General features: G+C 58.1%; 23 protein-coding genes and 4 pseudogenes. 11 read left to right on the top strand and 16 right to left on the bottom strand.

From position 1 onward, the window contains the following. Positions 1-179: 179 nt before the first annotated feature. On the top strand, positions 180-890 hold the full coding sequence (locus ACM6I0_RS04115) for a hypothetical protein (protein WP_414921529.1): 711 nt from the start codon (positions 180-182) through the stop codon (positions 888-890). 27 nt (positions 891-917) lie between these two features. Here ACM6I0_RS04115 and ACM6I0_RS04110 read toward each other — a convergent pair. From ACM6I0_RS04110 to ACM6I0_RS04075, 8 genes and pseudogenes are all read right to left on the bottom strand, one after another. After that, positions 918-1,103, bottom strand: a pseudogene (locus ACM6I0_RS04110) (helix-turn-helix domain-containing protein); the annotation flags it as partial. Positions 1,104-1,316: 213 nt separating this feature from the next. Further along, positions 1,317-2,735, bottom strand: a complete 1,419-nt coding sequence (locus tag ACM6I0_RS04105; RefSeq protein WP_414921525.1) for an ATP-binding protein — start codon at positions 2,733-2,735, stop codon at positions 1,317-1,319. Then, on the bottom strand, positions 2,732-3,394 hold the full coding sequence (locus ACM6I0_RS04100; RefSeq protein WP_285432035.1) for a response regulator: 663 nt from the start codon (positions 3,392-3,394) through the stop codon (positions 2,732-2,734). The genes ACM6I0_RS04105 and ACM6I0_RS04100 overlap by 4 nt, the downstream gene beginning before the upstream one ends. Before the next feature lie 11 nt (positions 3,395-3,405). Continuing rightward, positions 3,406-3,684, bottom strand: a pseudogene (locus ACM6I0_RS04095) (tetratricopeptide repeat protein); the annotation flags it as partial. An 8-nt stretch (positions 3,685-3,692) separates the two neighbouring features. Further along, entirely contained in the window at positions 3,693-4,502 is an 810-nt protein-coding gene (locus ACM6I0_RS04090; protein ID WP_285432036.1) for an SDR family oxidoreductase, read from the bottom strand. Beyond that, the gene (locus tag ACM6I0_RS04085) at positions 4,489-5,163 is read right to left on the bottom strand and encodes a TenA family transcriptional regulator (RefSeq protein WP_414921524.1); all 675 of its coding nucleotides are present in this window, start codon (positions 5,161-5,163) and stop codon (positions 4,489-4,491) included. Before ACM6I0_RS04085 ends, ACM6I0_RS04090 begins: the two co-directional genes overlap by 14 nt. Beyond that, positions 5,160-6,641 (bottom strand): AMP-binding protein, encoded by a 1,482-nt coding sequence (locus tag ACM6I0_RS04080; RefSeq protein ID WP_414921523.1) that lies wholly within the window; start codon positions 6,639-6,641, stop codon positions 5,160-5,162. The genes ACM6I0_RS04085 and ACM6I0_RS04080 overlap by 4 nt, the downstream gene beginning before the upstream one ends. Continuing rightward, complete coding sequence (locus ACM6I0_RS04075; protein WP_414921522.1) at positions 6,631-7,308, bottom strand: thermostable hemolysin; 678 nt, start codon at positions 7,306-7,308, stop codon at positions 6,631-6,633. Before ACM6I0_RS04075 ends, ACM6I0_RS04080 begins: the two co-directional genes overlap by 11 nt. A gap of 206 nt (positions 7,309-7,514) precedes the next feature. Between ACM6I0_RS04075 and ACM6I0_RS04070 the strand changes: the two genes are divergently transcribed. The 3 genes and pseudogenes from ACM6I0_RS04070 (at position 7,515) to ACM6I0_RS04060 (ending at position 9,371) form a co-directional block, all read left to right on the top strand. Next, positions 7,515-8,087: a cytochrome b gene (locus tag ACM6I0_RS04070; RefSeq protein WP_285432040.1), complete on the top strand. Its 573-nt coding sequence runs from the start codon at positions 7,515-7,517 to the stop codon at positions 8,085-8,087. Between the two features lie 454 nt (positions 8,088-8,541). After that, positions 8,542-8,901 (top strand): annotated as a pseudogene (locus tag ACM6I0_RS04065) (DUF6124 family protein). Between the two features lie 221 nt (positions 8,902-9,122). Further along, on the top strand, positions 9,123-9,371 hold the full coding sequence (locus ACM6I0_RS04060; RefSeq protein ID WP_285432095.1) for a hypothetical protein: 249 nt from the start codon (positions 9,123-9,125) through the stop codon (positions 9,369-9,371). A 66-nt stretch (positions 9,372-9,437) separates the two neighbouring features. Here ACM6I0_RS04060 and ACM6I0_RS04055 read toward each other — a convergent pair whose 3' ends face one another. Then, positions 9,438-9,998 carry a lipid-binding SYLF domain-containing protein gene (locus tag ACM6I0_RS04055; RefSeq protein WP_285432041.1) on the bottom strand — a complete coding sequence of 187 codons (561 nt, stop codon included), beginning with the start codon at positions 9,996-9,998 and terminating at the stop codon, positions 9,438-9,440. 226 nt (positions 9,999-10,224) lie between these two features. Continuing rightward, positions 10,225-10,677, bottom strand: a complete 453-nt coding sequence (locus ACM6I0_RS04050) for a winged helix-turn-helix transcriptional regulator (protein WP_414921521.1) — start codon at positions 10,675-10,677, stop codon at positions 10,225-10,227. A 125-nt stretch (positions 10,678-10,802) separates the two neighbouring features. Between ACM6I0_RS04050 and ACM6I0_RS04045 the strand changes: the two genes are divergently transcribed. From ACM6I0_RS04045 to ACM6I0_RS04025, 5 genes are all read left to right on the top strand, one after another. Then, positions 10,803-11,435, top strand: coding sequence for a class I SAM-dependent methyltransferase (locus tag ACM6I0_RS04045; protein ID WP_414921520.1), 633 nt, complete (start codon positions 10,803-10,805; stop codon positions 11,433-11,435). Positions 11,436-11,888: 453 nt separating this feature from the next. Then, positions 11,889-12,524, top strand: a complete 636-nt coding sequence (locus tag ACM6I0_RS04040) for an NADPH-dependent F420 reductase (RefSeq protein ID WP_414921519.1) — start codon at positions 11,889-11,891, stop codon at positions 12,522-12,524. Between the two features lie 47 nt (positions 12,525-12,571). Next, positions 12,572-13,537, top strand: coding sequence for an SDR family oxidoreductase (locus ACM6I0_RS04035; protein WP_414921518.1), 966 nt, complete (start codon positions 12,572-12,574; stop codon positions 13,535-13,537). A gap of 113 nt (positions 13,538-13,650) precedes the next feature. Further along, a complete protein-coding gene (locus ACM6I0_RS04030; RefSeq protein WP_414921517.1) occupies positions 13,651-14,271 on the top strand; it encodes an NADPH-dependent F420 reductase in 621 nt (206 codons plus the stop codon). Positions 14,272-14,361: 90 nt separating this feature from the next. Then, positions 14,362-14,778: a nuclear transport factor 2 family protein gene (locus ACM6I0_RS04025; RefSeq protein ID WP_414921516.1), complete on the top strand. Its 417-nt coding sequence runs from the start codon at positions 14,362-14,364 to the stop codon at positions 14,776-14,778. Positions 14,779-15,120: 342 nt separating this feature from the next. Here the strand turns inward: ACM6I0_RS04025 and ACM6I0_RS04020 are convergent, their stop codons facing one another. Continuing rightward, positions 15,121-15,885 (bottom strand): SDR family oxidoreductase, encoded by a 765-nt coding sequence (locus ACM6I0_RS04020; RefSeq protein WP_414921515.1) that lies wholly within the window; start codon positions 15,883-15,885, stop codon positions 15,121-15,123. A gap of 97 nt (positions 15,886-15,982) precedes the next feature. Between ACM6I0_RS04020 and ACM6I0_RS04015 the strand changes: the two genes are divergently transcribed. Beyond that, complete coding sequence (locus ACM6I0_RS04015) at positions 15,983-16,924, top strand: LysR family transcriptional regulator (protein WP_414921514.1); 942 nt, start codon at positions 15,983-15,985, stop codon at positions 16,922-16,924. 353 nt (positions 16,925-17,277) lie between these two features. On the opposite strand, the gene ACM6I0_RS04010 is transcribed toward ACM6I0_RS04015, so the two are convergent. The 4 genes and pseudogenes from ACM6I0_RS04010 to ACM6I0_RS03995 form a co-directional block, all read right to left on the bottom strand. Then, the gene (locus ACM6I0_RS04010) at positions 17,278-18,276 is read right to left on the bottom strand and encodes an NADP-dependent oxidoreductase (RefSeq protein ID WP_285432050.1); all 999 of its coding nucleotides are present in this window, start codon (positions 18,274-18,276) and stop codon (positions 17,278-17,280) included. Between the two features lie 67 nt (positions 18,277-18,343). Further along, positions 18,344-19,214: pseudogene (locus ACM6I0_RS04005) on the bottom strand (alpha/beta fold hydrolase). An 82-nt stretch (positions 19,215-19,296) separates the two neighbouring features. After that, positions 19,297-20,085, bottom strand: a complete 789-nt coding sequence (locus ACM6I0_RS04000) for an SDR family NAD(P)-dependent oxidoreductase (protein ID WP_414921513.1) — start codon at positions 20,083-20,085, stop codon at positions 19,297-19,299. Between the two features lie 52 nt (positions 20,086-20,137). Beyond that, positions 20,138-21,238 carry an alkene reductase gene (locus ACM6I0_RS03995; RefSeq protein WP_414921512.1) on the bottom strand — a complete coding sequence of 367 codons (1,101 nt, stop codon included), beginning with the start codon at positions 21,236-21,238 and terminating at the stop codon, positions 20,138-20,140. A gap of 149 nt (positions 21,239-21,387) precedes the next feature. On the opposite strand from ACM6I0_RS03995, the gene ACM6I0_RS03990 reads away from it, so the two are divergent. Then, on the top strand, positions 21,388-21,975 hold the full coding sequence (locus ACM6I0_RS03990; protein ID WP_414921511.1) for a TetR/AcrR family transcriptional regulator: 588 nt from the start codon (positions 21,388-21,390) through the stop codon (positions 21,973-21,975). A 498-nt stretch (positions 21,976-22,473) separates the two neighbouring features. Here the strand turns inward: ACM6I0_RS03990 and ACM6I0_RS03985 are convergent, their stop codons facing one another. Next, complete coding sequence (locus ACM6I0_RS03985; protein WP_414921510.1) at positions 22,474-24,288, bottom strand: DUF262 domain-containing protein; 1,815 nt, start codon at positions 24,286-24,288, stop codon at positions 22,474-22,476. Positions 24,289-25,181: the final 893 nt, after the last annotated feature.

The raw sequence follows: 25,181 nt of genomic DNA, 5'->3' as shown, positions 1-25,181 counted from the left end.
GTGATTGGTTTGCAGTAACGCCAATGTTTGATTTTGCTCAAGTCTTCTGCCCAAGGGAAATGCAGACTAAAACGATAGCCGTGCAGCCTCGCACGTTGATCGCGCCATGCAGTACTGAGCTACCGGCCGATCCGTAACGGGTGACCGGATGAAGTCTCGATATTTTGGGAGCTGCTGTCATGAAGTCGATGCCTTTACAGATACTCCTGCTCGCTCTTTCGGCCTGTGTGTTGCCACTTGCCGTGAACAGTGCGGAATCCGAAGTTACCGCCATTGATATCCTCCTGGAACCGGACGCCACGATGCTCCAGCACGCGCAAGCGGTGAACGACCGCCTGCTGAAAGTATTTCCGAAAGGCTTTGCGCTCGATGCCACGCACCGTCCCCACATCACGTTGGTACAGCGTTTTGTTCCTACCGAGAATCTCGACAAAGTGTATGCCGCCGTCGACAAAGTCTTCGCCAGCAACAATGTGACCCGCCTCAAGCTGGAAGCTGTGAAGTACTACTACATACCGGACAAGGACCTCGGCCTGTCGGGCATTGTCATCCAGCCGACTCCAGAATTGATCAAGCTGGAAACGCAAGTGATTGAGGCTGTAACTCCATTCACGGTCAACACCGGTACTTCCGCGGCGTTCGTCACTGGCGACGTTCCTGAAGTTCTACCGGCCTTGATCACCTATGTTTCGGACTTTGTGCCGAAGTCGTCCGGCGACAATTTCCATCCGCACGTCACGACCGGTCTTGCCCCCAAAGAGTACCTGGACAAGATGGCCGCCGAGCCGTTTGAGCCGTTTACGTTCTCGCCGGCAGGTGCGGCGGTTTACCATTTGGGGCACTTCGGCACAGCTGCGGTAAAACTCCACCAGTTCGATCTGAAGCCTTGAGCGAATACCCAGGGAGCTCATCATTGGCGGGCACCGTGACAGCTCCTTTAGCCCATCAACGCCATGTGCCTCGTAGCGTGCAAGCCATTTGTCCAGCGTAGGCCGACTGAGCCCGTAGTGACGGGCCAGTTCGCTTTTGGAGTAGCTGCCTTGCAGCCAGTCGCCTATGAGTTTGATTCGTTGATCCATCGGGGACTCTCGATTCCAGGACATGGTCAGGCACCTCCTGACCGTATTTCACACCTGTAAAGGATGTCTCCGGTTTAAAACGTAAAGGATGTCCCCGGTTTCTACCCGGGCAAGCCCGCTCCCACTGGGCGTGGTGTCGTTCTTGAGTGTTGGGACGGCACAAGCTCCTGTGGGAGCGGGCTTGCCCGCGAAGGCGGCGGCACAGATGAAATGCTGTAAATCTCGCCTGGTAATCCCTCAAGCCGTGGGCGGCAGCTCGCGTGTGGAGCGCTGCAAAGGGTTGTGGGACTCGCCATCTGGAATCGACAGCGTCGCGCACAATCCGCCTTCCGGTCGGTTGACCAGGGTGATGCGTCCGCCCAGCCGGGTGGCGATGGTGTTGACGATGGTCAGGCCCAGTCCGGCGCCGTGAGCATTGCCGCGACTGTAGAACCGTTCGAACAATCGCCCGCGATCCGCTTCGTCGATGCCCGGGCCTTGATCCTCGACGCTTAGCATATAGAAACCGTCCACCTGGCTTAACTGCACGGTAATGACGCCGTGTTCGGGGGAAAAGTTGGCGGCGTTGCTGATCAGGTTGTTCAGGGCGATGTCGATGGCGGAGGCGTCCGCTACCACTTTAAAGGGGCGGTCGGTGACGTCAAAGGCCAGCTCAAGGTTCTTGCTCAGCAGCCAGGGAGTGAGCTGGGCCAGGCTGTCGCGCACGGTTTCGGCCAGGTCAATACTGGTTAACACTGGTGCCAGGGCTTTGGGCTCCAGGCGCGCCATGGTCAGTAACTGATTGACCAGGCGGCTGGTGCGGTCGACGCCGGCCATCAGAAATTGCAAAGACTCACGGCGCTCCTGTTCGGTGCCGGCCTCCAGCAGGTTTTGTGCATGCACGCGCAACACGGCCAGAGGCGTGCGCATTTCGTGGGCGGCATCGGCGATGAAGCGTCGTTCGCGGCCCAGCACTTCCTGAATCTGCGCGAGCATGCGGTTGAGCGCCGCTTGCATTGGCTCCAGCTCACTGGGCAACGGGTTCAGTTGCAACGGCTCCAGCGAACCGCTGTGACGCGCGCGCAGGGTCGCTGCCATGTTTTCCAGCGGCTTGAGGCCCCAGCCGATGGCCATCCAGATCATCGCCGCCAGGATCAGGCTGCCCAGTACATTGGGCCAGAGGGTATGACTCACGATCCGGTCCACCAGGTCCGCACGCACATCGTCCAGTTCGCCGACCCAGATCCTCAAGTCATTTTGTTTATCCAGCAGCAGGAACGCGCGCCAGTGGCGATTGTTAAGGTCGACCACGTCACTGAATCCGGGGGTTGCCGGCGGCGAGCTGAAGGAGGGTGCGCTCGCCGTGTGCACCAGCACTTCGCCGTTGTGGCTCCAGACCTGAAAGGCCAGTTTGGATTCATAGGGATGGCCATCGACCCGGGGTTCCGCTTCGCCCAGCGCCTTGTTGAACGCCTGGTACAGATCGGCGTGTTGCTTGCCGGCCATCGGCATGCGCATCACGCCCTGCAATAGCCGGGCGTTCTGGGCCAGTTGGGCATCGTAGACTTCGGCGATCTCGTGATTGCTGTCGTGCAGGTTGAACAAGCTGATCACGGCCACCCCCACCAGCATCAGGCCAATGATCAGCGTGAGCGTGCGGCGGCGGATCGACGTCATCGACGCTCCTCCACCAAATAACCGACACCGCGAATGGTGCGGATCAGGTCGGTGGAGAATTTTTTGCGCAAGTGATGGATGTGCACTTCCAGGGTGTTGCTTTCAGCTTCCTCGTTCCAGCCATACAGCAATTGCATGAGGTGATCGCGGGTTATGACCCGGCCTGGTGGCGAGAGCAATTCGTGCAGCAGTTGGTATTCCTTGGGGGTCAGCGCCACAGGTTCGCCCTGGTAACTGACTTGCTGGGTGCCGGGGTTCAGGCTGATGCCGGCGTGTTCGATCAATAGTTGGGCGCGACCGGCACTGCGGCGCAACAAGGCCCGCAGGCGCGCTTTCAGTTCGGCGAGGTCGAAGGGCTTGATCAGGTAATCGTCAGCCCCGGCATCCAGCCCGGCAATGCGGTCTTCGGTCGCGTCCCGAGCGGTGAGGATCAGCACCGGCAGGTTGGAACCGCTGTCTCGCAAGCGCCGCAACACTTCAAGCCCGTCCATGCGCGGCAGGCCGAGATCGAGCACCGCCAGGTCAAAGTTTTCGCTGAGCAATGAATGCAGGGCGCTCGCGCCGTCCTGCAGCCAATCGACGGTGTAGCCCTCTCGGCCCAGGGCTTGATGGATGCCTTCGCCCAAGGCCACGTCGTCCTCGATCAGTAATAAGCGCACACGAACTCCTGTCAGTCGAGTTTCTTGTTGATGTCCATCAGCAACGCTGCGATCTCTTTGCGCCGCCCCGCATCGGCGGTTTCCCGGCCTGGCCTTGGTTCGGCCTGCAATGCTTTTTGCAGCGAGGTCCGAGCTTCGGCGTAACGTTTTTGACGGTAAAGGTGATCGCCCCAGAAGTACAGACTATCGATGCCGGTCGGGTTGAGTTGCAAGGCCTGCTTGAGTAACTGTTCGGCCTTGTCCGAGTCGCCGAAACCGATGGGCTAGCTCGGTACACGGTCATACAACGCGAATTTTTTCAGGGTTCGAGATTCTCGTTATCGGGCTTGTGACTCAGGCGTCGAATCAGTGGCAACTGCTTGCGCAAGCCTCGATCTACCAGATGCGGCAGCAGGCTGTTGAGGCGTACGAAAAAGCGTTCCGGCCAGCCCAGGTACAAGTCGCGGCGGTCACCGGCGATCGAATGAATCACGGCGGATGCGACGGTTTGCGGGTCATCGACGTTGGCCTTGAGCGCATCATTCAGAGCCTGCGCCGCCGGGCTGTTCATGCTTGTGCGGGTGGCGCGCGGGGCGACATAGAGCACGCTGACCCGGGTGTCCGCCAGTTCCCGGCGCAGGGCTTCTGAAAACCCGCGCAAGGCAAATTTGGTGGCGCAATAACTGGCGTAACCGGGGTAGCCGATCGAGCCGTAAGTCGAGCCGACGTTTACTACCATCGCGCTGTCGGCTTGCTTGAGCAGCGGCAGCAAGATTTTGGTCAGGCAAATGGGCGCGCCAATGTTCACCGCCAGCATGGCGTGGATGTCGCTGTCCTCCAGCTGTTCGAGCATGGCGAAGTGGTTGACCCCGGCGGCGTTGATCAGCAGGTTGATCCCGCCGATGGCTTCGGCCGCGCTCAGCACCTTGCGCCGGTCGGACAACACAGTCAGGTCCGCGCCGATCCAGCACAAGTGCTGCGGATAACGTTCAATCAAGGGCGTCAGTGGTTCCTTGTGCCGAGCCACCGCCAATACCCGGGCGCCGCTGGCGCACAGCGCGGTGGCGATTGCCAGGCCGATGCCGCCACTGGCGCCGGTCAATACCACGCGAGCCTCAGACAGACGCACGCAGATTCTCCCCGTTACGCGGCAAGCCACGGAACATGTCGGTGTAGAGCGTGTACACCACTTTGGAGGCGTGAATCACGGCGGCCTGGTCGGCCGGGTCTTCGAGCGTGTTCATCAATCGGCGATAGGTCTGCATGTGTTCAATGTCCAGAGCGCCATGGGAGCTGAGGTAGCTGAAGGCGCTTTCGGGCAAGTCCAGCCGTTCGCGAATGCTGCCCGCCGCGTGGGTGGCCAGGGCGATGCTGGTGCCTTCCAGCACGTTTACCATGCCGAACAGGCCGACCGGGTTATCACGGGCGATCAAGTCGTAGAGATAGCTGACCATCAATTCGATTGGCAGGCCCGGCTGGCCATCGCGTACGGCGTTGCGGTCTCCACCGCAGGCTTCGATATCGTCGAGCACCCACTGTTCGTGGCCGTATTCATCCTCGATGTATTCGCACACCGCTTTGCGCAGCCATTCCAGGCGCGTTGGCAGACGCGCCCCGCAAGCCATCATCAACGGCACGGTGTGGCGCACGTGGTAATAGGCTTGCGTCAGAAAGGCCCGGTAGCTTTCCAGGCTGACCCTGCCTTCAAGGGCGTCGAGAATGATCGGCAGGTTGAACAACGTGTGGCGTTCCTGGTGCGTGGCTTCTTGCAACGTGTCGAAAAAACTCATGATGCGGATACCTCGGGAAATACCGATTCAGACAGTTGCGCCCGGTAACGCTCGACGATGGCGTCACGGCGCGGACGGCCATTGGCGGTGAGCAGGCCATTGGCGGGGGTAAAAGGTTGATCCAGACGGGTCCAGTGATGGACCTGGGCGTAATCGGGCAAGGCCTCGTTGGCCTGGGCCACGGCGGCAGCCAATTCTTCGTCGGTGCAGTCCGGGCTGTGAGGCCAGAGCAGCACATGGTTTTGCGGCATGGCTTCGCCGTAGACGAAGGCCTGGGCAATATGGCGGCGCTGGGTCAATTCGGCCTCGACCCATTCCGGGTTGACGTTGCGCCCGAAACTGGTGACGAATTGATGTTTCTTGCGCCCCTTGAGGTAGAGAAAACCTTCGGGGTCGAACTCGCCGAGATCGCCGGTCGGCCACCATTCATCGGTGTGCGGCGCCTCGCCCAGATAGCCGAGCAGGGTGGAACCCTTGACCAGCACTTCGCCGTCCTCTGCCAAACGAATCTCGAGGTGGGGCAGGGGCCGACCGACACTGCCGGGGCGGCGTGCTTCAGGTCGATTGAGGCACACCACCGAGGCGCACTCTGAAAGGCCGTAGCCTTCGTAAACCGGCACGCCGATCCGTTGTGCGCGATGCAGCAATTCTTCGCAAACCCGCGCGCCGCCGACGGCGGCAAAACGCAACGCGCCGGGGTTGTAGGCTTTCTGTTCGGCGGCGCTGACCAGTAGTTGTAACAACTGCGGCACCAGGATCAGGCTCTCGGGCGCACGGGTCATCAGGCAGCCGAGCAACCGTGGAATATCAACACCGCTGGCTCCCTGAATCCCCAGGGTTTTCTGACTGGGCACGCTCAAGGTTGCACCGGCGTACAGCGCGGCGTAACAACCGAGGTTTTCCAACAGGATCGCCAGCGGCAACAGGGCCAGATGATGCTGTGGATCGGTGGGCGTGCTGGCTTGATACAGTTCGCGAGCGACGGTCAGAAGGCTTTCGGCGCTCAGGCAAACACCTTTTGGTGTGCCCGTGGTGCCGGAGGTGAACGTCAGTTTGGCTGTGCTTTTGGGCATCCGGTCCGGGCCGCTGGACGAGCGGCGCCAGAACGCCCCGGCTTTCTCGTAGCCGCAGGCTAGAAGTTCGGCGTCGAGTTCCGGCTCGGCAATCACCAGCTCGGCCTGGCTCTGTTCCAGGCAATGGCTACGTTGCGCCGGGCTGAAAAACGGCGGCAACGTCAGGCACGTCAGGCCTTCAAACAACACAGCCAGGTCCCAGAGCATGGCTTCGACGCCATTCTCCAGCGCCAACGCCACCACCTTGACGCTTTCATCGCGCAGTCGCTCCTGGCGATACACCACGTCGGCGTACAGCTCGGAGTAATCCACTTTGAGCTGATCGCCCCACAAGGCGATGGTGTTGGGCTTGTGTGCGGCGTGGCTGCGCAGGATCTGTTTGAAACGCTCGGTTTCAGGCGACATGGCTGGAATCCTCGATGGACGTTGGCAGCCCCAGGCGATTGAACAGGCCGATGTTGCGTAAATGGATGAAGCCGGCGCGGATGTTGCCGACGTGCACCCAGGGTTTGCTCTCGTAGTAACTGCCCCAATGCTGGCGCTCATCCCCCAGCCGCTCGGGATCGGCCGCGCAGAGCGTCACGGGTTTCAAGCCCAGGCGATGAAAGCTGTTGACCAGGCCGACGTTGCCGGTGAACGCCACCCATTCCAGGCCGCCCATGGCCAGCAGATAAGTGATGGCGATGATGCTCATACGTGCGCTGCCGGTGTCGCTGGCGGCCAGGTTGCCGACTTCGACAATGCCGGCGCGGTCTACCGGACACTCGGCGGTGGCACTGATCAGTGGCTCGATCGACTCGTCCAGATAACGCTCGAGAAACAAGTCCCCAGCGTTCGCCAGACGCACACCGACCACCGCAGTGAGCGCGCCCGAAACATCGCTCATGCCGAACAGCTCGGGCATGAAATGGCGAATATCGGCACCGTGGGCCTTGCGAAAACGATGCTGGATAAACGCTTCAAAGACAGGACGCTCGATGTCGTCCGGTAACGCCCTGGCCAGATTCATCGGTGGCGTTTCGGCGTGGCCGAAGTGCAGGGGCAGAGGAATATTCCATTCAGAATCAAGCATTGGAAGACGCCTCCCGGGTAGATTTTCGAGGAGTATTGGCGGTGTTTCTTAACGGAATCTGAAGGTGGTATTCGCGGTGTTATCGTCCCGATCTTCAGATTGCCTTAAGACTTCGCGGGCAGGGTGTCGCCCTTCGGTGCGGTAACCCACCGGACCCGGACGCACGAATGACTCGGCAGCCGGCAATAACGTTTTTGAGGCCCTTTATGACCCGCGATTCAGTGACACATCGGTATGGAAAACTCTCGATCACCCTGCACTGGCTGATGCTGGCGCTGTTCGTTGGCGTGTATGCCTGCATCGAGATCAAGGGGCTGCTGCCAAGAGGAGGCGCGTTGAGGGGCTTGTTTTTGGGGCTGCACGGCTTGTTCGGGCTGAGCATTTTTGCGCTGGTGTGGGTGCGTTTGCTTGGGCGCCTGACGCCTCGGCCTCCGATCACGCCGTCACTGCCCAAATGGCAGATGGGGATTTCGCACCTGATGCACTTCGCCTTGTACGGGCTGATGATCGCCACGCCATTATTGGCCTGGCTGCTGCTCTCGGCAGAAGGCAAGCCGATGCCTTATTTCGAGTTCTATCTGCCATCGCTGGTGGCGGTCGATCCGGACCAGGCCAAGCTGTTCAAGCATTGGCACGAACTGCTTGGCAGCGCTGGTTACTGGTTGATCGGCTTGCACGCGGCGGCGGGGCTGTTCCATCACTATTGGGTCCGTGACAACACCCTGACCCGCATGCTGCCGGGCCGATCCGCCGATGTCGTCAATCAGCGTCAGCGCTGATTGCGGATCCGCTGCCGCACCGCTTCTGTGGGAGCGAGCTTGCTCGCGATGGCGTCAGCCCCGACGCCATCGATTTCAGACTGGAAATCGCCGCTCGATGTTTGATGCCTTAAACAGGTTTCAATGCGCACGTTTAAAGACACCCGGTGTTACGTCCCAAGGGCTACAACGTCTTGCGTCGTTACCTACGCGTACGCCAGAATCCGCCGGCTTGTGCGTCTGTGAGGTGGGCTATATCGTTTCTCGGTCACTGAAAAACAGTGATCGGGTTTGGTAGCCCGGTTTCGTATCACGGCGCATAGCATCACCTTTTATGGTGGCCATGCGCGGGGTCCTTTCGAGGGCGCCGGGAACTGATACGACCGGTCTACCAACCTGCGTATGGCCGCCACCTTCGTTTGGTAGCGAGCGTGATGGCTCCCTTTTAAATAAACTCGTATCAGGAGTTTTATCCATGACCAAACCCACACCCAACCCACCGGATACCGATCCGGCATCTCCCTACGAATCCGTCGACTCCTAGAAATTCCACGACGCCGAGCGTGCCCTCGATCACTACTTCAACCCCGGCGCCCACATCATGGCCGCAGCCAACGAGCCCGAGCGCATGTTCCTCGTCAATCCCAAGTACGACACCGAATCCCAGCTGGCCAACGCCAGCGAATCACTGGGCTCGGCCACCACCATGCTCAGCAACTTCGCGGCGTTGCTGGACCACTCACGCCGCAAGACCCTGCTGGGGATTACGCAGGTGGTGATGCTGGGGGAATTGGCGGTGAATCAGGCGTTGGACCAGGTTGAAGTGAAGGAGTAGGGGGCCAAACCCTCTGTGGCGAACGGGTCGTTCGTCGTCACAGAGGGGCGAGTCAATCGACAACCGTATCCATTGGATTTCAGCTGTCAGGTATCGGTGCATCAGCCAAAGCCTGTCTCGACGCCTCGAAAAAATTTGAACCGCTCCTGGACGCGCTCGCCTAATGATCAGCTTGTGGAGAATCGCACAGGCATTTTGCCAATACCGGCACACTCCAAGAGGTGGTCAACGTGGCTAAAGACGAGAAAAAAAGCAAAGGTGAAGCTTCAAACGCCAGCAAGGATTTGAAGGACAAAAAGTCTTCATCGACAAAGAAATCAGCTGCGGCCTCGGCTCTTTCGAAATCTTCCGATAAGAAAGACAAGAAGAAAGATGCCGAGCCAAAGAAATCTGCAAAAAAAGCTGATAGCAAGCCAGAAAAGGCTAAGAAATCAGAGAAGGCAGAAAAGCCGGCGAAGAAGAAAAAGTAACTAAAAAGGGGCGGATTTATTTTCCTCAAAATAAATCCGCCCCCTTACTTTTCAGCGGAACCGGTTTTAACGCTTGATCAGGGAAATCTTGGTGCCCTCGATGCTGATCCCGGCCATTAATCCTTGCTGATCGAAGATAAACGCATACGCGTCGTCCTTCAGCGTCGAGCTGGACAGGTTCTTCGCAACCCCTTCATCAACCACCACAACCGTCGGTCCTACGCCGATTTCCCAACCCTTGGTTTCAGCGACATATTTCACGGCTTTGTCGGTCATCAGGAAAACCACATAGCCATACGACTGGGCGCCTGCCTGTAGCCCCCATGAGCCGCTGACTGAGTTGTAGTAATTCTCTACTTTCTCGCCTTTCATCAACACGCCTTCGCCATAGCTGCCACCGAATACCAGGCCTGCCTTGATGATTTTCGGGAAGACAAGCACAGCCTTGGCTTTTTGCGAGATCGTTTCAGAGAAGGGATTGGACTTGTAGAGCGTATGTAACGCTAGCCGGGATTCGGCATTCAGATCTTCGGCGGTGGCCGCACCCGCCGTGTTGAGGAAACTCGCCGAGGCCAGTGATGCCACTGCGAGGAAGATCGACAGGAAGAAGCGCATTGATTGAGTCATTTGCGTACTCCGACAAGGGAGCATTGGATCAAAGCAGCAGTCCGCGCCTGCGTTGGACAGAACCGAACTCTCTGAACGTTATCCGCCGCACCCTAAAGTGTGTGATTGGCAAGCGTCGCGCTTGAATCGAGCAGACTGAGGGCCTTTGATCAATCGCGATGCCGTCATTGGTTGTGACCACTGGGTGAGGGCCAAGGTTCGTTGTCAGGGGCGCTTGCCGTCTAACTCATCCCTTGCTCTCAGGAAACATGCAGCCGCCACTGCGGACCAGCGTCTTCAACTCTTCGCTCACCTGCGTGGGGTTTTCACTTAATCGAGTAACGAACTCCTCAAGGTCCCGTGCGTACGACATCGAATCGTGCTTCGCGCTCCAAAGGACGATGTTGAGCACGATGGGAATGAGGTCCAGCCCTTTCTCCGTCAGCGTGTAGAAATCCTTGCGCCTGTCGTCGGGGTTGGGTGCCTTCGAGAGAACGCCTTGTCCCTCAAGAAAGGCGAGGCGGGACGCAAGGACATTGGACGCGATGCCTTCTTCCGATTTCAGGAACTGGCCATACGTCTTCTTACCCGCAAAAACGATGTCGCGAATGATCAAGAGCGACCAGCGGTCGCCGAAGATCTCCACGCCATAGTTCACTGCGCAATGGGACCGAATGTCTTCTTTAGATGTGGTTTTCATGGCGGGATCTTAACATCGCTTGCATGGTGCAAGTAAATTCCTGTTATTTGCTTGCGTTTTGCAAGTGAGGCGACCAGCATGATTAGGACATTGAGCGCGAATACCCAGCCGTAAAGGAGATTCCCATGTACGACACAACCAAGTTATCCGAGTTACTCCGGTTCGCACGCGTCGATGCAGGCTCCACCGTCATCGACGTTTACCCAGGCGACGGCGACTGGACCCGTCTGTTCTCCGACACCGTGGGACCAAAAGGACGGGTCTACAGCTTCGTGCCGGCCGAAGTCGCCCACTTCAAGAACGATCCGCTCGGCAGCATGCAGACGCTCGCGAAGGAGCCGGGCCGGGAGAACGTCGAAGCCGTCTGCGCCGACCTCACCGCGATGCCGGAGGTCACGCAACCGGCGGATGTCCTGTGGCTGCACCTGTTCTACCACGATCTCCACACCGCGCTGATGCAGGCGAGGGGCGCCACGGCCGCCGACTTCAATCGAGCCGTCTATGAGCAGCTGAAGCCTGGCGGCTCCTACGTCATCATCGACCACGCCGCCGCCACCGGGGCGGGCGCGAGCGATGCCCAATCGCTGCATCGGATTGAGCCCGCATCCGTTCGCGAGGAGGTGGAAGCGGCCGGTTTCGTACTGGACGCGCAAAGCACTTTGCTCGCGAACAAGGACGATCCGCACTCGATCAAGGTGTTCGATCCCGCCATCAAGGGCGAGACGGATCGCTTCGTCTATCGGTTCGTGAAGCCCTGACAGGTCACGACGCCGTCTTCATGTTTGTCAGTCAAACGGGCCGAAGGAAGGTAGGTGGTAGCAGTCGACCAGGTGGCCCGGACAGGGCCATTCTGGTCGCGAGTTTCTGCCTCGGGAAAGATACATCCGCCATTGCGGACCAGCGCCTTCACCTCTTCGTTGACCTGCCTGGGGCTTCGACTTAGTCGAGCCACCACCCCCTATGATCAAGGGCGACCACCGGTCGCCGAAGATATCCACGACATAGTTCACCGCGCAATGGAACCGAATGTCTTCTTTAGATATTGATTTCATGGGCGATTCTTAACATTGCTTGCATCGTGCAAGTAAATTTCCGAAACTCACTTGCGTTTCGCAAGTGAAAAGATCAGCATGGCTCGTAGGTTGAACGCAGTCGCCGGATCACGCCGGCATTCCTTGAATGGTCAACCCATATCTGTAAGGAAACTGCACATGAGCACTATCAGCATCATCGGCTCAGGTGGCATGGCCGCAGCAATCGGCGGCCTTGCCGCCAAAGCCGGACACACCGTCGAGGTGATGAGTCGTGACGCCGCCAAGGCGCGGGCGTTAGCCGGGCAGATCGGAGCCGGCGCGACGACAGGAGCGTTCGGCGCCGCCCCGGCAGGGGATATTGTGATCCTGGCGGTTCCGTATTCAGCCGTTCTCGACGTGGTGAAACAGTACGGCGAAGAGTTGGCAGGCAAGCTTCTTGTCGACATCACCAATCCCGTCGCCCCTGACTTCAAAAGCTTTGTGACCCCTGAGGACAGTTTCGGCGCGCAGGAAATCGCCAAGGTCGCGCCAGCCGACGCCGAAGTCATCAAGGCGTTCAACACCCATTTCTCCCACGTCCTGGCTGCTGGTCCTGTCGAGGGCCACTCGCTGGACGTGTTCATCGCTGGAGACGGCGCGCAGGCAAAGGCACGCGTCTCGGCATTCATAGAAAGCCTCGGACTGCGTCCGATGGACGTCGGGCCGCTGCTCATGGCGCGAACGCTGGAGCACGCCTGCCTGCTTTCGCTAGGCCTCATTGCCCACTCCGTCAAGCACTCCCACTTCTCAATCGGCGTCAGCCTTCTCGGCTGAGTGCACCCGCAGCACCCTTTTTTATCTCACTGACAAGGAACACCAACATGCGCGTTTTCGTTACTGGCGGGACCGGCCATTCCGGTCCGTACATCATTTCCGACCTCATCGCTGCCGGCCACGAGGTCACCGCTTTGGCACGTTCGGACAGTTCGGCGCAGGCGCTCACTGCGCTCGGCGCAAAGGTGCGTCGCGGTGATCTCGATGATCTCGAGGGGCTCAAGGAGGCGGCTGCAGCCGCCGACGGCGTAATCCACGTCGCGCACAGACAAGATCTGCTTCCGGTCGGCGGGATCGACGCTGTTGCCGCAGCGGAGGTTCAGATCATGCTCGCATACGGCGATGCACTGGCTGGAACGGGAAAGCCGCTGGTCGTGTCGGGCAGCATCGGTTCGCCGACTAACGAGGGTTGGCCGGTTCCTGGGCCGCTCCAGAGCCGACCGGCAACCGAGGAGGACCCGGCTCTTTCTCCGGCTGGCGATCAATACAAGGGCTCCCTGCGGGTTCGGAACATCGTGGAGTTGACTGTAATCGGTCTGGCAGAGCGGGGCGTGCGGTCTTCGGTCGTGCGCATTTCTGAAATCATGCACAGCTCAACCGACAAGGCCGGTTTCCTTCAGGTCCTCATCGGGCAAGCAAAGGAAAAGGGCGTCGTTGGCTACCCCGGCGACGGCTCCAACCGGTGGGCGGCAGTGCATGCCCGCGACCTCGCTACCCTGTTCCGCCTGGCGCTGGAGAAGGGGCCCGCTGGCAGATCCTGGCATGCGGTTGCTGAAGGAGCTATCCCGTACCGCGAGATCGCGCAGGCCATTGGCAGCCGTCTGAACCTTCCCGTCGTACCCATTCCTGCGGACGTAATGATGGGGCCGGGTTTCTTCGGTTTCCTCGCGAATTTGGTGACGCTGGATACCCCGGCGTCGAGCGATATCACGCGCCAGACGCTTGGCTGGACACCAACGCAGCCCGGCCTGTTTGCCGATATGGACAATGGCCATTACTTCCCTGTCGCCTGAGTGAGCTGAGGCTGTTCGCCGGGTCGCAACGAGCCCGGCACCCACGGAATATTAGCCGGGGGAAGCCCGTTCAGAGATGGCAGGCAATACCCCAACTCATTTGGAGATTACACATGAGCACTATCAGCATCATCGGTTCAGGAGGCATGGCCGCGGCCATCGCCGGTCGTGCCGCCAAAGCAGGACACACCGTCGAGGTGGTGAGCCGCGACCCCGCCAAGGCGCAGGCGCTGGTCGACAAGCTCGCAGCCGGAGCGACCACAGGAACCTATGGGGCCGCGCCCGCCGGCGACATCGTCATCCTCGCCGTGCCGTACACCGGAGCGGCGTCGGTGGTGGCCGAGTACGGGGACGCGCTCGACGGCAAGGTGATCATCGACATCACTAACACGGCCTCGCCGGACCTCACGGGCCTCGTTTCTCCCGCCGGCAGTTCTGGTGCGCAAGAGATTGCCAAAATCGCCCCCGCCAGCGCGCATGTCGTGAAGGCATTCAACACCCTTTTCGGCCATGTCCTTGCCAAGGGAGGTCCCCTCGACGCGTTCATCGCCGCCGACGATTTGGAGGCCAAGGCACGCGTTTCGACGTTCATCGAAAGTATCGGGCTACGTCCGTTGGATGTCGGTGGCCTGCACATGGCCCAGACGCTTGAGGCGCTCGGCCTGATGATGATCGGCCTGGCCAAAAACGGCGCCGGCACTTGGGACATCGCCTTGAACGTCGATATCGGTTGAGTCTCCGACACCACGCCCTTCACCGGCAGGTTCACAAGGTATCTGATCAGAACGGACGCGATCAGATACGAGAGAAACGGAGAGATTTCGATGAACGCACAAAAAAATGTCCAGGTTGTTAAGGACTTCTTCACCGCAATGGGCCGCAGCGATAGGCAAGGTCTGCAGGCGCTGACTTCCGAAGACATTGAATGGATCATTCCGGGCGAGTACTGGCCGCTGGCTGGCACGTATCGCGGGCACACGGGATTGGCAGATCTGCTTCAGAAGGCCTCCGAAAAGATGGAAACATCCGTCATGGAGTTCCACGAATACGTGGCGCAGGGAGATCGGGTTCTGGTCCTCGGCTTCGCCAGGGGGAGAATCAAAGCCACGAATAAAACGTGGGAGGACGATTGGGTCTTCGCCATTACCGTGCGAAATGGAAAGCTGACGAACATCCGGGAGTATATCGATACGCAAGCACTGGCGCGGGCTTCCGAGATGGGCGCGGGCTCCAGGCTCTGACCATCGGGATCGATACCACACGACATTATTCCCCAAGTCCGTGAATACGTTTGAACGGCGGCAAAGTTTTGTGCGAAGCGCCAAACAGCAGGTAACTCATTACGCGGAGGATTGATGATGCTGAACAACAAAGAAATCATCAGAGAACTTTACGCAACCGGGGAGTGGTGCGGGGAGCCGCATCAACGTCGAGGACGCTCATCCATTTCCTGCTGCTGCCTCTGACGCAGTAAGCACCAAACGAAAGCCCCCTGAATCGAGAAACTCAGGGGCTTTCGTTTAACCGGATACTCGTCTTGAGAGCGTCTGGTTCTGACATGGACTCAATGAGGGACCGGTCACTCAGACCAGCCGAGCGCCGCCGTCGATGTTCAGCGTGGCGCCGTTCATGAACGTGTTGGTCATCAGGAAAACAGTTGCGGCGCCTGCTTCAGTGGCGGTGCCCACGCGATGCAGCGGCAGCGACTGCTCCCATGCGCTGACGTACGCATCGCGCCCCTCGCCCAAGGCTTTGCTAAAGATGGGGGTGTTGATCGGGCCTGGGGACAGCGTATTGACACGAATGGGCGCCAGCTCCAGGGCCAGGCCACGTGCCAACGCTTCCATTGCTGCCGACGCGGCAGCGAGCACGGCAGTGCCATGAGCATTGGGCCGGTCGGCCAAACAGCCAGAGATAAAGGTGATGGAGCCGTCCTTGGACAACCGATCACCAAGAGCGCGAATGGCGTGCACAGAAGCCCACATCCGCTCTTCAAACGCCCGACGCAGGTAATCGATTTCAGCGTCCATAATCTTGCCCGCCACAAATGTGCCGGCGAGTAGTACCAGATGATCCACGTGCGGGATTTCTGCCAAGGCGGCGTAGATGGCTTCGCTGTGGGTGACATCAGCGGCACGCCAGCCGGCGAGTCCGTGTTTCAGAGCCGCTTGCTCGGCACGCTCGGCATTGGAACCGATCACCGTTACGGATGCCCCGGCGGCTTTGGCTTGAATCGCGGTCGCTAAACCGATGCCGGACGTGCCGCCGAAAATCACCACGGTTTGGCCTTCCAGTTGGGCGGGAAGCGGTTGGGAGTATGCGGTTTGGGTAACAGTGGAATAGCTCATGGTCTATCTCCTTGAGCGCCTTGATGGCGCCGACGGGTAAACACTAAAGGCTCGAGCCAATATTGATAATTAGGGCATATGTCGCTTTACTAGTGCCATGAAGGAACAAATAGGGTTGGACCGCCTGACCGGTCTTATTGCCTTTGCCCGCGCTGCCTCTTTGGGCAGCTATACCGCTGCAGCGCGCGATTTATCAGTATCGCCGTCCGCCATCAGCAAGAGCGTGCAACGCCTGGAGCAGCATTTTGGGCTGAGTTTATTCAGCCGCACCACCCGTTCGCTAACACTGACAGTTGAAGGACGGGATCTGTACGAACGGGCGCTACGGATTCTGCGCGAGGTGGAGGACATCGAGCAGGCCGCAACGGCCTCGCGCGCTGAGCCCTCCGGCACCTTGAAAGTTACAGCGCCACCGCCAATCGGGCTGAACATATTGGCGCCGGCGATTCCCAGGTTTCGCGAGCGCTACCCCAAGCTCACCATCGACCTGCGCTTGGGCGATCAGTTTGCGGACATCGTTGAACAAGGCATCGATGTGGCCGTGCGCGTAGGCAATCTGGCCGACTCACGGCTTATCTCTCGTACGCTGGGACCGCATCGACTTTGCGCTTTTGCCTCGCCAGCCTATCTGGCCAAACGCGGCACGCCGCTGGAACTCAGCGATCTGGCCGACCATGACTGCGTGAATTTTCGCTACCAGAGTTCGGGCCAAGCGCTGCGTTGGCCATTCAGCGTGGGGGACCGAATGGTGGAAATAGCCCCCGACGCATCCATCGTCATCGACGCGAGCGATGCGGTGGCTGCGGTACTTGCAGCGGGCGGTGGCATTGGCATTTCGCCCACCTATGTCGCGGCGCCCTATGTCACTCGGGGAGAACTGAAGCCGCTATTTCCACAGTTCGCGGCCGACCGTTCCTCCATCACGGCCTTGTGGCCAGAAAGCCGCCGGGGAAGCCCGAACGTTAAGGCGTTTGTGGGGTTTCTCAACGAGCTGTTTCCCACACCTACCGCGTGGGACGAGATTGTCGCGAAGGGGTAGGCGTTGGTTTTCTTTTTTTCCAAATATAAACGTCCGTTCTGGCCGAAAATGATCAGTGGTGAGAGTCCGTTTTCGGCCAGAAGCAGTCATCCGATACTGCCACTCTCAGATAACGAGTTGGCGATTGCGGTAGTTGGAGCTAGCCATGCTCGTTGCCCCATCCATGCAACCCGTTTCGTCCTACTGCTCAAGCATCAAACTGCGCCAAACGATCACTGGCGGTTCAACAGACACAACGTCCGGTTGCAGCTCTTCCTGCTTGTGCAACTCTGGCGAAGTCACCCTGGATGATGACTGCTGAAGCGGCAAACGTTGCGCAGCCGGTGCGGTCGACTCATCGAAAGGCGGCGTCTTCATTTGATCGTAACAACGACCTTGCCCTTGGCTCGTCCCTGTTCGACGTACTTCAATGCCTCTGCTGTAGATTCAAAAGTGAAGGAGCGATCAATCACAGGTTTGATGATTCCGGCCTCAATGAGCGCGGTGATCTGTTGCAGTTGAGCGCCATTGGCCCGCATGAACACAAACCTGTAGCCAACGTTCTTTTTACGCGCCTTGTGTCGAATGCCCAGGCTCAGCAGGCGCATGACTTGCTTCAATGGCCAGGACAACCCTTGCTCCTGCGCGAACAGCGCAGTGGGTGGTCCTGAGATGGAAATGAGCTGGCCACCGGGCTTGAGGACCTTGAGTGATTTCTCCAGCACGTCGGCGCCGAGGCTGTTCAACACCACGTCGTAATCGTGCAAGGCACTTTCGAAGTTCTGCTGTGTGTAGTCGATCACCAGGTCGGCCCCCAACGCCTTCACCCACTCGACATTGGCGGTGCTGGTGGTGGTCGCGACAAAGGCGCCGAGGTGTTTGGCAAGCTGGATGGCAAGGGTGCCGACGCCACCAGAGCCTGCGTGAATCAGCACTTTCTGGCCTTTTTTCAATTGGGCTGCTTCGACCAGCACTTGCCAGGCGGTCAGTGCGACCAAGGGGATGGAAGCCGCTTGCGCCATGTCGATATTGGCAGGTTTCAGGGCGATCGCGTTTTCGTTCACTGCTATCAATTGAGCAAACGTCCCGATCCGCGTTTCGGGCGGGCGAGCGTAAACGTTGTCCCCCCGTTTGAAGCGTTTCACTTGCGAGCCAACCTCAACCACGACGCCCGCCAGATCATTGCCCAGTACCAGCGGAAATGAATAGGGCAGGATCAGTTTGAATTCACCTTTGCGGATCTTCGAATCCAGCAGGTTGACGCTGCTGGCGTGAACCTCAATCAATACGTCGTGGGCGCCCACGTTAGGGACGGGCACTTCGCCAATGCGCCCGGTGTTCTTGCCATAGCGATCAATTAGAAATGCCTTCATCGTGGTGCGGCTCTTGTCGGTTGTGAGGAGGGTAGCCGGTGCGTTGCGATATTGCGGTGCCGCGTTGTCAGGCATCGAGGAACGCCAGTGCCTTGGCCACAAAATCAGCGTAGTGCTGGAAAATGCCGCCGTGGCCGGCATCTTCGTAAATCACCAGTTGTGCGTTGGGGATACGCTTGGCCAGCTCAGACGAGTTAACGCTGGGCACCATGATGTCGTTATCGCCGTTGACGATCAGCGTCGGCATCCGCAAGCGCCCGAGGTTTTGAGGTGACTGCTTGCCCCACGCAGTGATGGCCTTCAACTGCCGCAGGAAAGCGCTGGGCGTCGGGCCTTTGTCGCGATTTTTTTTTTCGTGCTTTCAGGCGCTGTAAATACTGCGAGGCGGCTCGACGGCCATTGGTCGTCGACGTGAAGAACAGGTAGAACTTGGGATCGCGCAGGGTCAGCAAACCTTTGAGCATCAATGGCCACGACACCGAGCCGACCTTGTCGATACCGGTGCCGCCGGCCGGCCCGGTGCCGGTGAGAATCAAGCGGCGCACCAATTCTGGCGCTTTCAGGGCGATGTCTTGAGCAACAAAACCACCCAGTGAAAAACCGAGCACATCGACGGTCTCGAAACCCAGCGCGCGAATCAGTTGAATGGCATCGTCTGCCATTTCACCGACAGCCAGTGGCGCAGTTCCACCAGAGCCGCCGATACCGCGATAGTCGGTAGTAATGACGCGTCGTGTTTGTGCAAGGCCATCAATGATCGCGGGATCGAAGTTGTCCAGCACCGCTCCCCAATGGTTGAACAGCACGAGGGGCAAGCCGATCGTGGGGCCGATGTCGCGATAGGCGAAGCGAACGCCGTTGACCGTGATTGACTGGTTCGCCGCGTTGATGAACGACGTCGGCGAGCCAGCGTGGTTATTTGTAAGGGGTGGATTCATTTCTACTCCGGACAGCGGGCCGGATTCGATGTTATGCCTTGCGCCAACATCGAATCCGGCGCGAATGCTCGCTACCACAAGATCACTGTTGGATTTGGTAGCGCTGGGCAACCGCAGCCTGGCGGATTTGCCCCAGCAGTCCCTGGCGTGCGCTCTGCAGGTCATCCCAGCGTTCAGCTTCGTGCAGAGGCGGGATCGTCACCGGTTCGCGACGGTCGAAACCGACCAGTGCGGCATCCACCAGATCGTCCACTTCCATGATTTCGTTCAAGGTGTTGATGTCGATGCCGGAGCGATCCCAGATCTCCGTGCGGGTGGCGGCCGGCAGTACGGCCTGCACGTAGACGCCCAGAGGCGAAAGTTCCAGGCTCAGGCCCTGGGAAAGGAACAGCACAAATGCCTTGGTCGCACCGTAGACCGACATGCCGAACTCAGGAGCAAGACCCACCACCGAACCGATGTTGATGATCGCGCCTTCGCCTGCTTTGGCCATACGTGGGGCAATGGCGCTGGCCAGGCGCACCAGCGCTGTGGTGTTGAGGGCAACCAGCTGCGCGACGCTGTCGGTGCTTTGGTCGATAAAGTTACCGGATAGCGCGGCGCCAGCGTTATTGACGAGGATGCCGATACGGGCGTCTTCACGCAGGCGGGTTTCAACGCTTGTCAGATCGCCGAGTTGGGTCAGGTCCGCCGGAATCACTTCGATAGTGACGCCGTGTTCGTTGCGCAATTGGGCTGCAAGTGCGTCCAAACGTGCCTGGTCGCGGGCAACAAGGACCAGATCGTGGCCGCGTTGAGCGAAGCGTTCGGCGTAGACGGCGCCAATGCCGGTGGAAGCGCCAGTAATGAGAACAGCGGGGCGAGTGCTCATGGGTAATCTCTCTTTCAGGATGTGTGAAACAGAAAGCGCGATCACTGATCGCTCAGTTTGCGGTGGCGCTCGATTCAGCCAACGTCGGGTAGTCGATGTAGCCTGCTGCACCGCCGCCATAGAGCGTGGCGGGATTGAAGGCGGACAACGGCGCGCCACTTTTGAGGCGCTCTACCAGATCTGGATTGCCAATGAACGGGCGACCGAATGCGATCAGATCGGCCTGGTCTTCGGCGAGCCTTGAAGTTGCCAGGTCCAGGTCATAGCCATTGTTGGCGATGTAGGTGTTTTTGAAGCGCTGGCGCAGGGCGCCGAAATCGAATGGCGCCACGTCACGCGAGCCACCGGTCGCACCTTCGACCACGTGTAGATAAACCACGCCGAGGGCGTCGAGTTGCCCGACGACGTAATCGAATTGCGCCTGCGGGTCACTGCTGGATACGCCATTGGCCGGCGACACCGGAGACAAGCGCACACCTGTGCGATCCGCGCCGATTTGATTGACGACTGCCGCCGTTACTTCGAGCAACAGACGCGCACGATTTTCAATCGAGCCGCCGTAAGCATCGGTACGCAAATTGGCGCTGTCCTTGAGAAATTGATCCAGCAAATAGCCGTTTGCGCCGTGAATTTCCACACCGTCGAATCCGGCGGCGACAGCGTTTGCCGCGGCCTGGCGGAAATTGGAGACGATCCCTGGCAGTTCGTTGATGTCCAGCGCCCGCGGCTTGGAGACGTCTTCAAAACGATTGTTGACGAATACTTTGGTGGCGGCGCGCAGCGCAGAAGGGGCCACGGGAGCGACGCCGTTTTCTTGCAGATCAACGTGCGACACGCGGCCGACATGCCACAGTTGCAGAAAGATTTTTCCGCCCTTGGCATGGACGGCATCGGTCACTGTGCGCCAGCCGTCTATTTGCGCCTGCGTGTAGATCCCGGGGGTGTCCTGATAGCCCTGGCCCTGCTGTGAAATCTGCGTGGCTTCGCTGATTAGCAAGCCAGCGCTGGCGCGTTGGCTGTAATAAGTGGCCGCGAACTCGCTGGGGACAAAGCCGTGACCGGCGCGGTTACGTGTCAGCGGCGCGAGGACGACGCGGTTCGACAGCGTGAGGGCGCCAAGTGCGTAAGGGGTGAACAGATTTTGGTCGGTCATCTGGTATGTCTTCCGTGCCCGTTGTTGGAGGTCGGTGGTGCGTGCAATTAGGATGATGATCGAAATCTAAACTGTCAATGATTTTGATTATGACCAACATCTATGTATTATTGGGCACATGATTTCCCAGTGGACATGAGGTATTGCACGTGAGAGTCACCAAGGCCCAGGCGCAGGCCAATCGGGAGCACATCGTTGAAACGGCCTCTGAGTTGTTCCGTGATCGCGGCTTCGACGGCGTCGGTGTGTCGGATCTCATGGCGGCTGCCGGTTTCACCCACGGAGGTTTCTACAAGCATTTCGGTTCGAAGGCCGATCTGATGGCCGAAGCCTCGGCCAGCAGCCTTTCCAAATCGCTGGCAGGTGCTGAATCGCTATATATTCCGGACTTCATTGACGCCTATGTGACGAGGGAACATCGGGACGGACGTGGCAGCGGTTGCACCATGGCGGCGTTGTGTGGCGACGCGGCGCGTCAATCGGATGATTTGAAAGCGACGTTTGCCGAAGGAATCGAGCACACCCTGCAAACACTGGGGGACAAATATCCGACTAGGCCGGATGCCGCGCCGGGTGAGGGAAGAAAGAAAATGATCGACCTGCTGTCTCGTGCTGTTGGTGCGATCATTTTGTCGCGTGCCTGCCCGGGTGATTCCGCGCTGGCGGATGAGATCCTTGAGGTGTGCCGCGCTGAAATGTTTGCTTCGTTGCCGGTCAATGAAGTGGAATCGGTGTAGAGGGATGATTCACTCAAATCGTGGTTTTCGGTAGAACTTCGATTCTGACGCTCAGATCCGAATGTCAACTTTGGGTCAAAGGCTGCGGTTTATGAAGGGCTGCTTCTGGCCGAAAGCGGTCATACGCGCTGGGCATAAAAAAGCGCTATACCGACGGAAAGTTATTCCGCCAATCAAGATCTCAGTTTTTATATTTGAAAAAAACGGGCGCCTTCCGGGCCCGTTTTCATTCTTTTTTCTCTATTTATTCTCTTAGGCCGTTTTAGGTTTCGTTGATATCGACCCAGCACACTCCTGTGACGATCCCCCAATTACCCTTCTCATTAGGCCTGCGCCAGTAAGCCGAAGGTTGGGCTCTCAAATAAGCCAGTGCTTGTTCATAGTCAGCCATTTTGCGCTCGTCTCCTTTGCGCCCTACGGTAAATCCTCCGGCGCTTTTTAACTTGGGCGAGAAGATGGAGCCATCTTTTGCTTTCGGTACCAAGAGAGACGAGGCCACTACTTTTTTGATTCGATTACCTGGTTTTCTTCCTCTAACGGAGTGGTCGTTTCTGCAAGCAATGCGTCGCCGAATCCGAGAATTTCGGCGTAGCGCTTGCGAAGTAAAACGTCCCTCGCGTCCAGGAAATCCCGGAAGCGCTCGATTTTGTAAAGCTCCGGCTCTGCCGGAATCGAATGCTGATCAATGAACGCGGGGCTGCGGTCTGCCAGCCAAACCTCAAAAGCTGTATCCGATTTCTCGATGTTGTCGAGGTAAGGCAACAATTGCAGATTGCTTAACCGGTCTTTTCCGTGAAGGTAAGCGTCCACCTCCGACTCGGGAATACCTTGGCTGAGCAGCTTCACCTTGGTCAGGCTGCCCTGAGGAAAGATGTGATCGACATGGTACTGCGCGGTCCCCCAGCGGGTGTCCGGATGAAGCAGGGATATGGCGAAAAAGCAGGTCCATTCCTGATAGGTCAGAGACAGCAGATCGTCCAGGCTACGAGGGTCGGTGAAATCAATTTGGCTCTGCCTGCGTAAACCGATGAGTAACGCTTGCTCCGGGAAGTCATTGGAGGTGGCCATGCTCTCCTGAATGATTTTTCGTGACTGACTGATGGTCCCGTCGGACGACCCGCCGAATGTACTGGCCAGCAATGCCTTGACGAGCCATCGGTGCATGGCGCGGACGGCTTCTACGTGCCTGGATTCGGTCGAATTGAAACGCATGGAGGTTTGAAAGAAATAATAAGCGATCGGCAATAGAGCGTTGGCGCTTGTCAGTGTCTCGCGGTCAATCCCGAAGTCGTTGGTAAGGCGCACGGTCATTTCGAGGGCGGTTTTGATTCTGTCCCAGTTCTCGCGGATCAGGTCCAGATTTTTTTTGGTGAAATTGGACACCTTGTACGCGTTCGGCAAATCCGAGAGCACCAAACAGGCCTTCATGACCCAGTCTTTGTCGAAGTTGTTGTTGCGGGCCAGACCGGTGTTCAAGTAATCCACAAACCCATAAATTTCTTCTCGTGCGTTGAGATCTCCCCAAGTCGTCGTGATGGTCGACAGCAACAGGTCTGACTTGCTGAGCTTGGTACCGCCTTCATTGGCACGGACAAAAATGTCCAAAACTCGCTCCAGGGATCGACTGGTTTCGGTAAAAAAGGCGATGGATTCGTCCACCCAAATGGCGTGGTAGAGCTTCTTCAAGTTTCGCTCGATGATCTTGCGATCCACACGACTGACGTCTTTCTCCTCCAGGGTTTCCAGAATTTTTTCCAGGTAAGCGTCGAATTGATCCTTGTCCGCAAACTGCATAATGCTGCTTACAGGGAACCAGTGCGCATTTTCTTGATCGGTCGGTGGCGAGGTGAAGAATGATAAGCCGAAGGAGACATCAGATTCGGCCTCCTCGTCGCTGGCATCCTTCATCAAGTCGAGGTATAGATTTTGTCGAACCCAAGAGTCGGGGTTTTGCCAGCGCTTCCCCTTGAGCTTGACCTTGTAACTGCCCCGCAATCCAATCAGCAGGGACGTCAGGCGTTGCTGGCCATCCAGTACCAACGTCAGGTGTTGGTCGTTGATCTTGGCCTCTTCGTTATGGAAGTCGCCAAATTTGAAATCTTCGACAAACTTATAAATGTCGAGCTTCTCAGCTTGTGAAGGATCTATGTCCCAGAACAGAAAAGAACTGATGGGGTAGCCTTTGAGCAAGCTGTCGAACAGGCGAACAATCTGTTCCGGTGTCCATACGTAGGGACGCTGGATAGCTGGCAGATAGTAGTCACGATTCAAGCGGCGGATGACGCCCGCAATGGTGCTGGATTTGTAGGCCATAGTTCGTCCTTGGAGTGCGCGTGAAGCAGAGGGGGCAAAGGGGAAGTTGAAATCCGGGATCGACGTTAGCTCAGGCACTTGAAGGCCGCAACAGAATGAGTTGTGAGAGTGCACATTCATTTTTTCGCTGGTATCGAACTCAATCACCGGTTCTACTTTCGCTACGGCTTGTCTGAGGAACCACTCCTCCTAAGTGCAAGGTCTTACGCAAGCTTAGCGACTCCAAACCGGGTTCATTAGGTAAGGCGACTCCAACGCTTATGGTCTAGTAGCTGTTGTCATCCGGCGACAAATCATCCGTCCAATACCAGCCCCGCCACGAACAACGGAATAAAAACTCTTCAACAAACCCGACACGCATTAATTTTTACATTTTTTGGGCTCGCTTCGGGTTGCGCTACCGACCCGCAGGTCAGCAATCCTCTGGAAGATCAAGCCTACAAAACCGCGCTGGAACAGCAAAAGCAGGCTGTTAGATCCATAACTGTCTACAAGGCAGTGCCAATTGATGCCATCGGCGTCCGACCTATCATGGCTGGAGCCTGCGGTGGTGACACCACAATGAAAGAAGCCAATGCGCCCATCAAAGCTGTTGTTTTGGAGGATGACCATTTGGCCGGACATAATTCAGCTTTTGCAGAAAGCTGGTCGAAACTGTGCGGAGCGTAAAGCCTTCACTTGGGTGCAAGATCTTCTGACTGATGTTTGATGGCTTCAAATGATTTCAGATGCCAGGTGAAGCTTTTGCCCATTATTTTGCTGATCGAACAAAGGAAGCTCCGATGCGTCGCGGCATTCGCAGTATTCCGGCGCGGTTCCACTTCGTTTTTGAGAGATGGCCCGTGAGCCCCAAACCTAGCCGCCAAAAGCAGGATTGGGTCAGTAGAAGAGCG

The organism is Pseudomonas sp. IT-P294 (assembly GCF_949767865.1).
In the GTDB taxonomy this organism is placed as follows: domain Bacteria; phylum Pseudomonadota; class Gammaproteobacteria; order Pseudomonadales; family Pseudomonadaceae; genus Aquipseudomonas.
This window is presented reverse-complemented; position numbering and strand designations above follow the sequence as displayed.

What these genes read in the sequence shown, in the direction of transcription:
- ACM6I0_RS04115 (WP_414921529.1), top strand. Translation starts at nt 180, where the DNA reads ATGAAGTCGATGCCTTTACAGATACTCCTGCTCGCTCTTTCGGCCTGT.
- ACM6I0_RS04105 (WP_414921525.1), bottom strand. Translation starts at nt 2,735, where the DNA reads ATGACGTCGATCCGCCGCCGCACGCTCACGCTGATCATTGGCCTGATG.
- ACM6I0_RS04085 (WP_414921524.1), bottom strand. Translation starts at nt 5,163, where the DNA reads ATGAGTTTTTTCGACACGTTGCAAGAAGCCACGCACCAGGAACGCCAC.
- ACM6I0_RS04080 (WP_414921523.1), bottom strand. Translation starts at nt 6,641, where the DNA reads ATGTCGCCTGAAACCGAGCGTTTCAAACAGATCCTGCGCAGCCACGCC.
- ACM6I0_RS04075 (WP_414921522.1), bottom strand. Translation starts at nt 7,308, where the DNA reads ATGCTTGATTCTGAATGGAATATTCCTCTGCCCCTGCACTTCGGCCAC.
- ACM6I0_RS04070 (WP_285432040.1), top strand. Translation starts at nt 7,515, where the DNA reads ATGACCCGCGATTCAGTGACACATCGGTATGGAAAACTCTCGATCACC.
- ACM6I0_RS04055 (WP_285432041.1), bottom strand. Translation starts at nt 9,998, where the DNA reads ATGACTCAATCAATGCGCTTCTTCCTGTCGATCTTCCTCGCAGTGGCA.
- ACM6I0_RS04050 (WP_414921521.1), bottom strand. Translation starts at nt 10,677, where the DNA reads ATGAAAACCACATCTAAAGAAGACATTCGGTCCCATTGCGCAGTGAAC.
- ACM6I0_RS04045 (WP_414921520.1), top strand. Translation starts at nt 10,803, where the DNA reads ATGTACGACACAACCAAGTTATCCGAGTTACTCCGGTTCGCACGCGTC.
- ACM6I0_RS04040 (WP_414921519.1), top strand. Translation starts at nt 11,889, where the DNA reads ATGAGCACTATCAGCATCATCGGCTCAGGTGGCATGGCCGCAGCAATC.
- ACM6I0_RS04035 (WP_414921518.1), top strand. Translation starts at nt 12,572, where the DNA reads ATGCGCGTTTTCGTTACTGGCGGGACCGGCCATTCCGGTCCGTACATC.
- ACM6I0_RS04030 (WP_414921517.1), top strand. Translation starts at nt 13,651, where the DNA reads ATGAGCACTATCAGCATCATCGGTTCAGGAGGCATGGCCGCGGCCATC.
- ACM6I0_RS04025 (WP_414921516.1), top strand. Translation starts at nt 14,362, where the DNA reads ATGAACGCACAAAAAAATGTCCAGGTTGTTAAGGACTTCTTCACCGCA.
- ACM6I0_RS04020 (WP_414921515.1), bottom strand. Translation starts at nt 15,885, where the DNA reads ATGAGCTATTCCACTGTTACCCAAACCGCATACTCCCAACCGCTTCCC.
- ACM6I0_RS04015 (WP_414921514.1), top strand. Translation starts at nt 15,983, where the DNA reads ATGAAGGAACAAATAGGGTTGGACCGCCTGACCGGTCTTATTGCCTTT.
- ACM6I0_RS04010 (WP_285432050.1), bottom strand. Translation starts at nt 18,276, where the DNA reads ATGAAGGCATTTCTAATTGATCGCTATGGCAAGAACACCGGGCGCATT.
- ACM6I0_RS04000 (WP_414921513.1), bottom strand. Translation starts at nt 20,085, where the DNA reads ATGAGCACTCGCCCCGCTGTTCTCATTACTGGCGCTTCCACCGGCATT.
- ACM6I0_RS03995 (WP_414921512.1), bottom strand. Translation starts at nt 21,238, where the DNA reads ATGACCGACCAAAATCTGTTCACCCCTTACGCACTTGGCGCCCTCACG.
- ACM6I0_RS03985 (WP_414921510.1), bottom strand. Translation starts at nt 24,288, where the DNA reads ATGGCCTACAAATCCAGCACCATTGCGGGCGTCATCCGCCGCTTGAAT.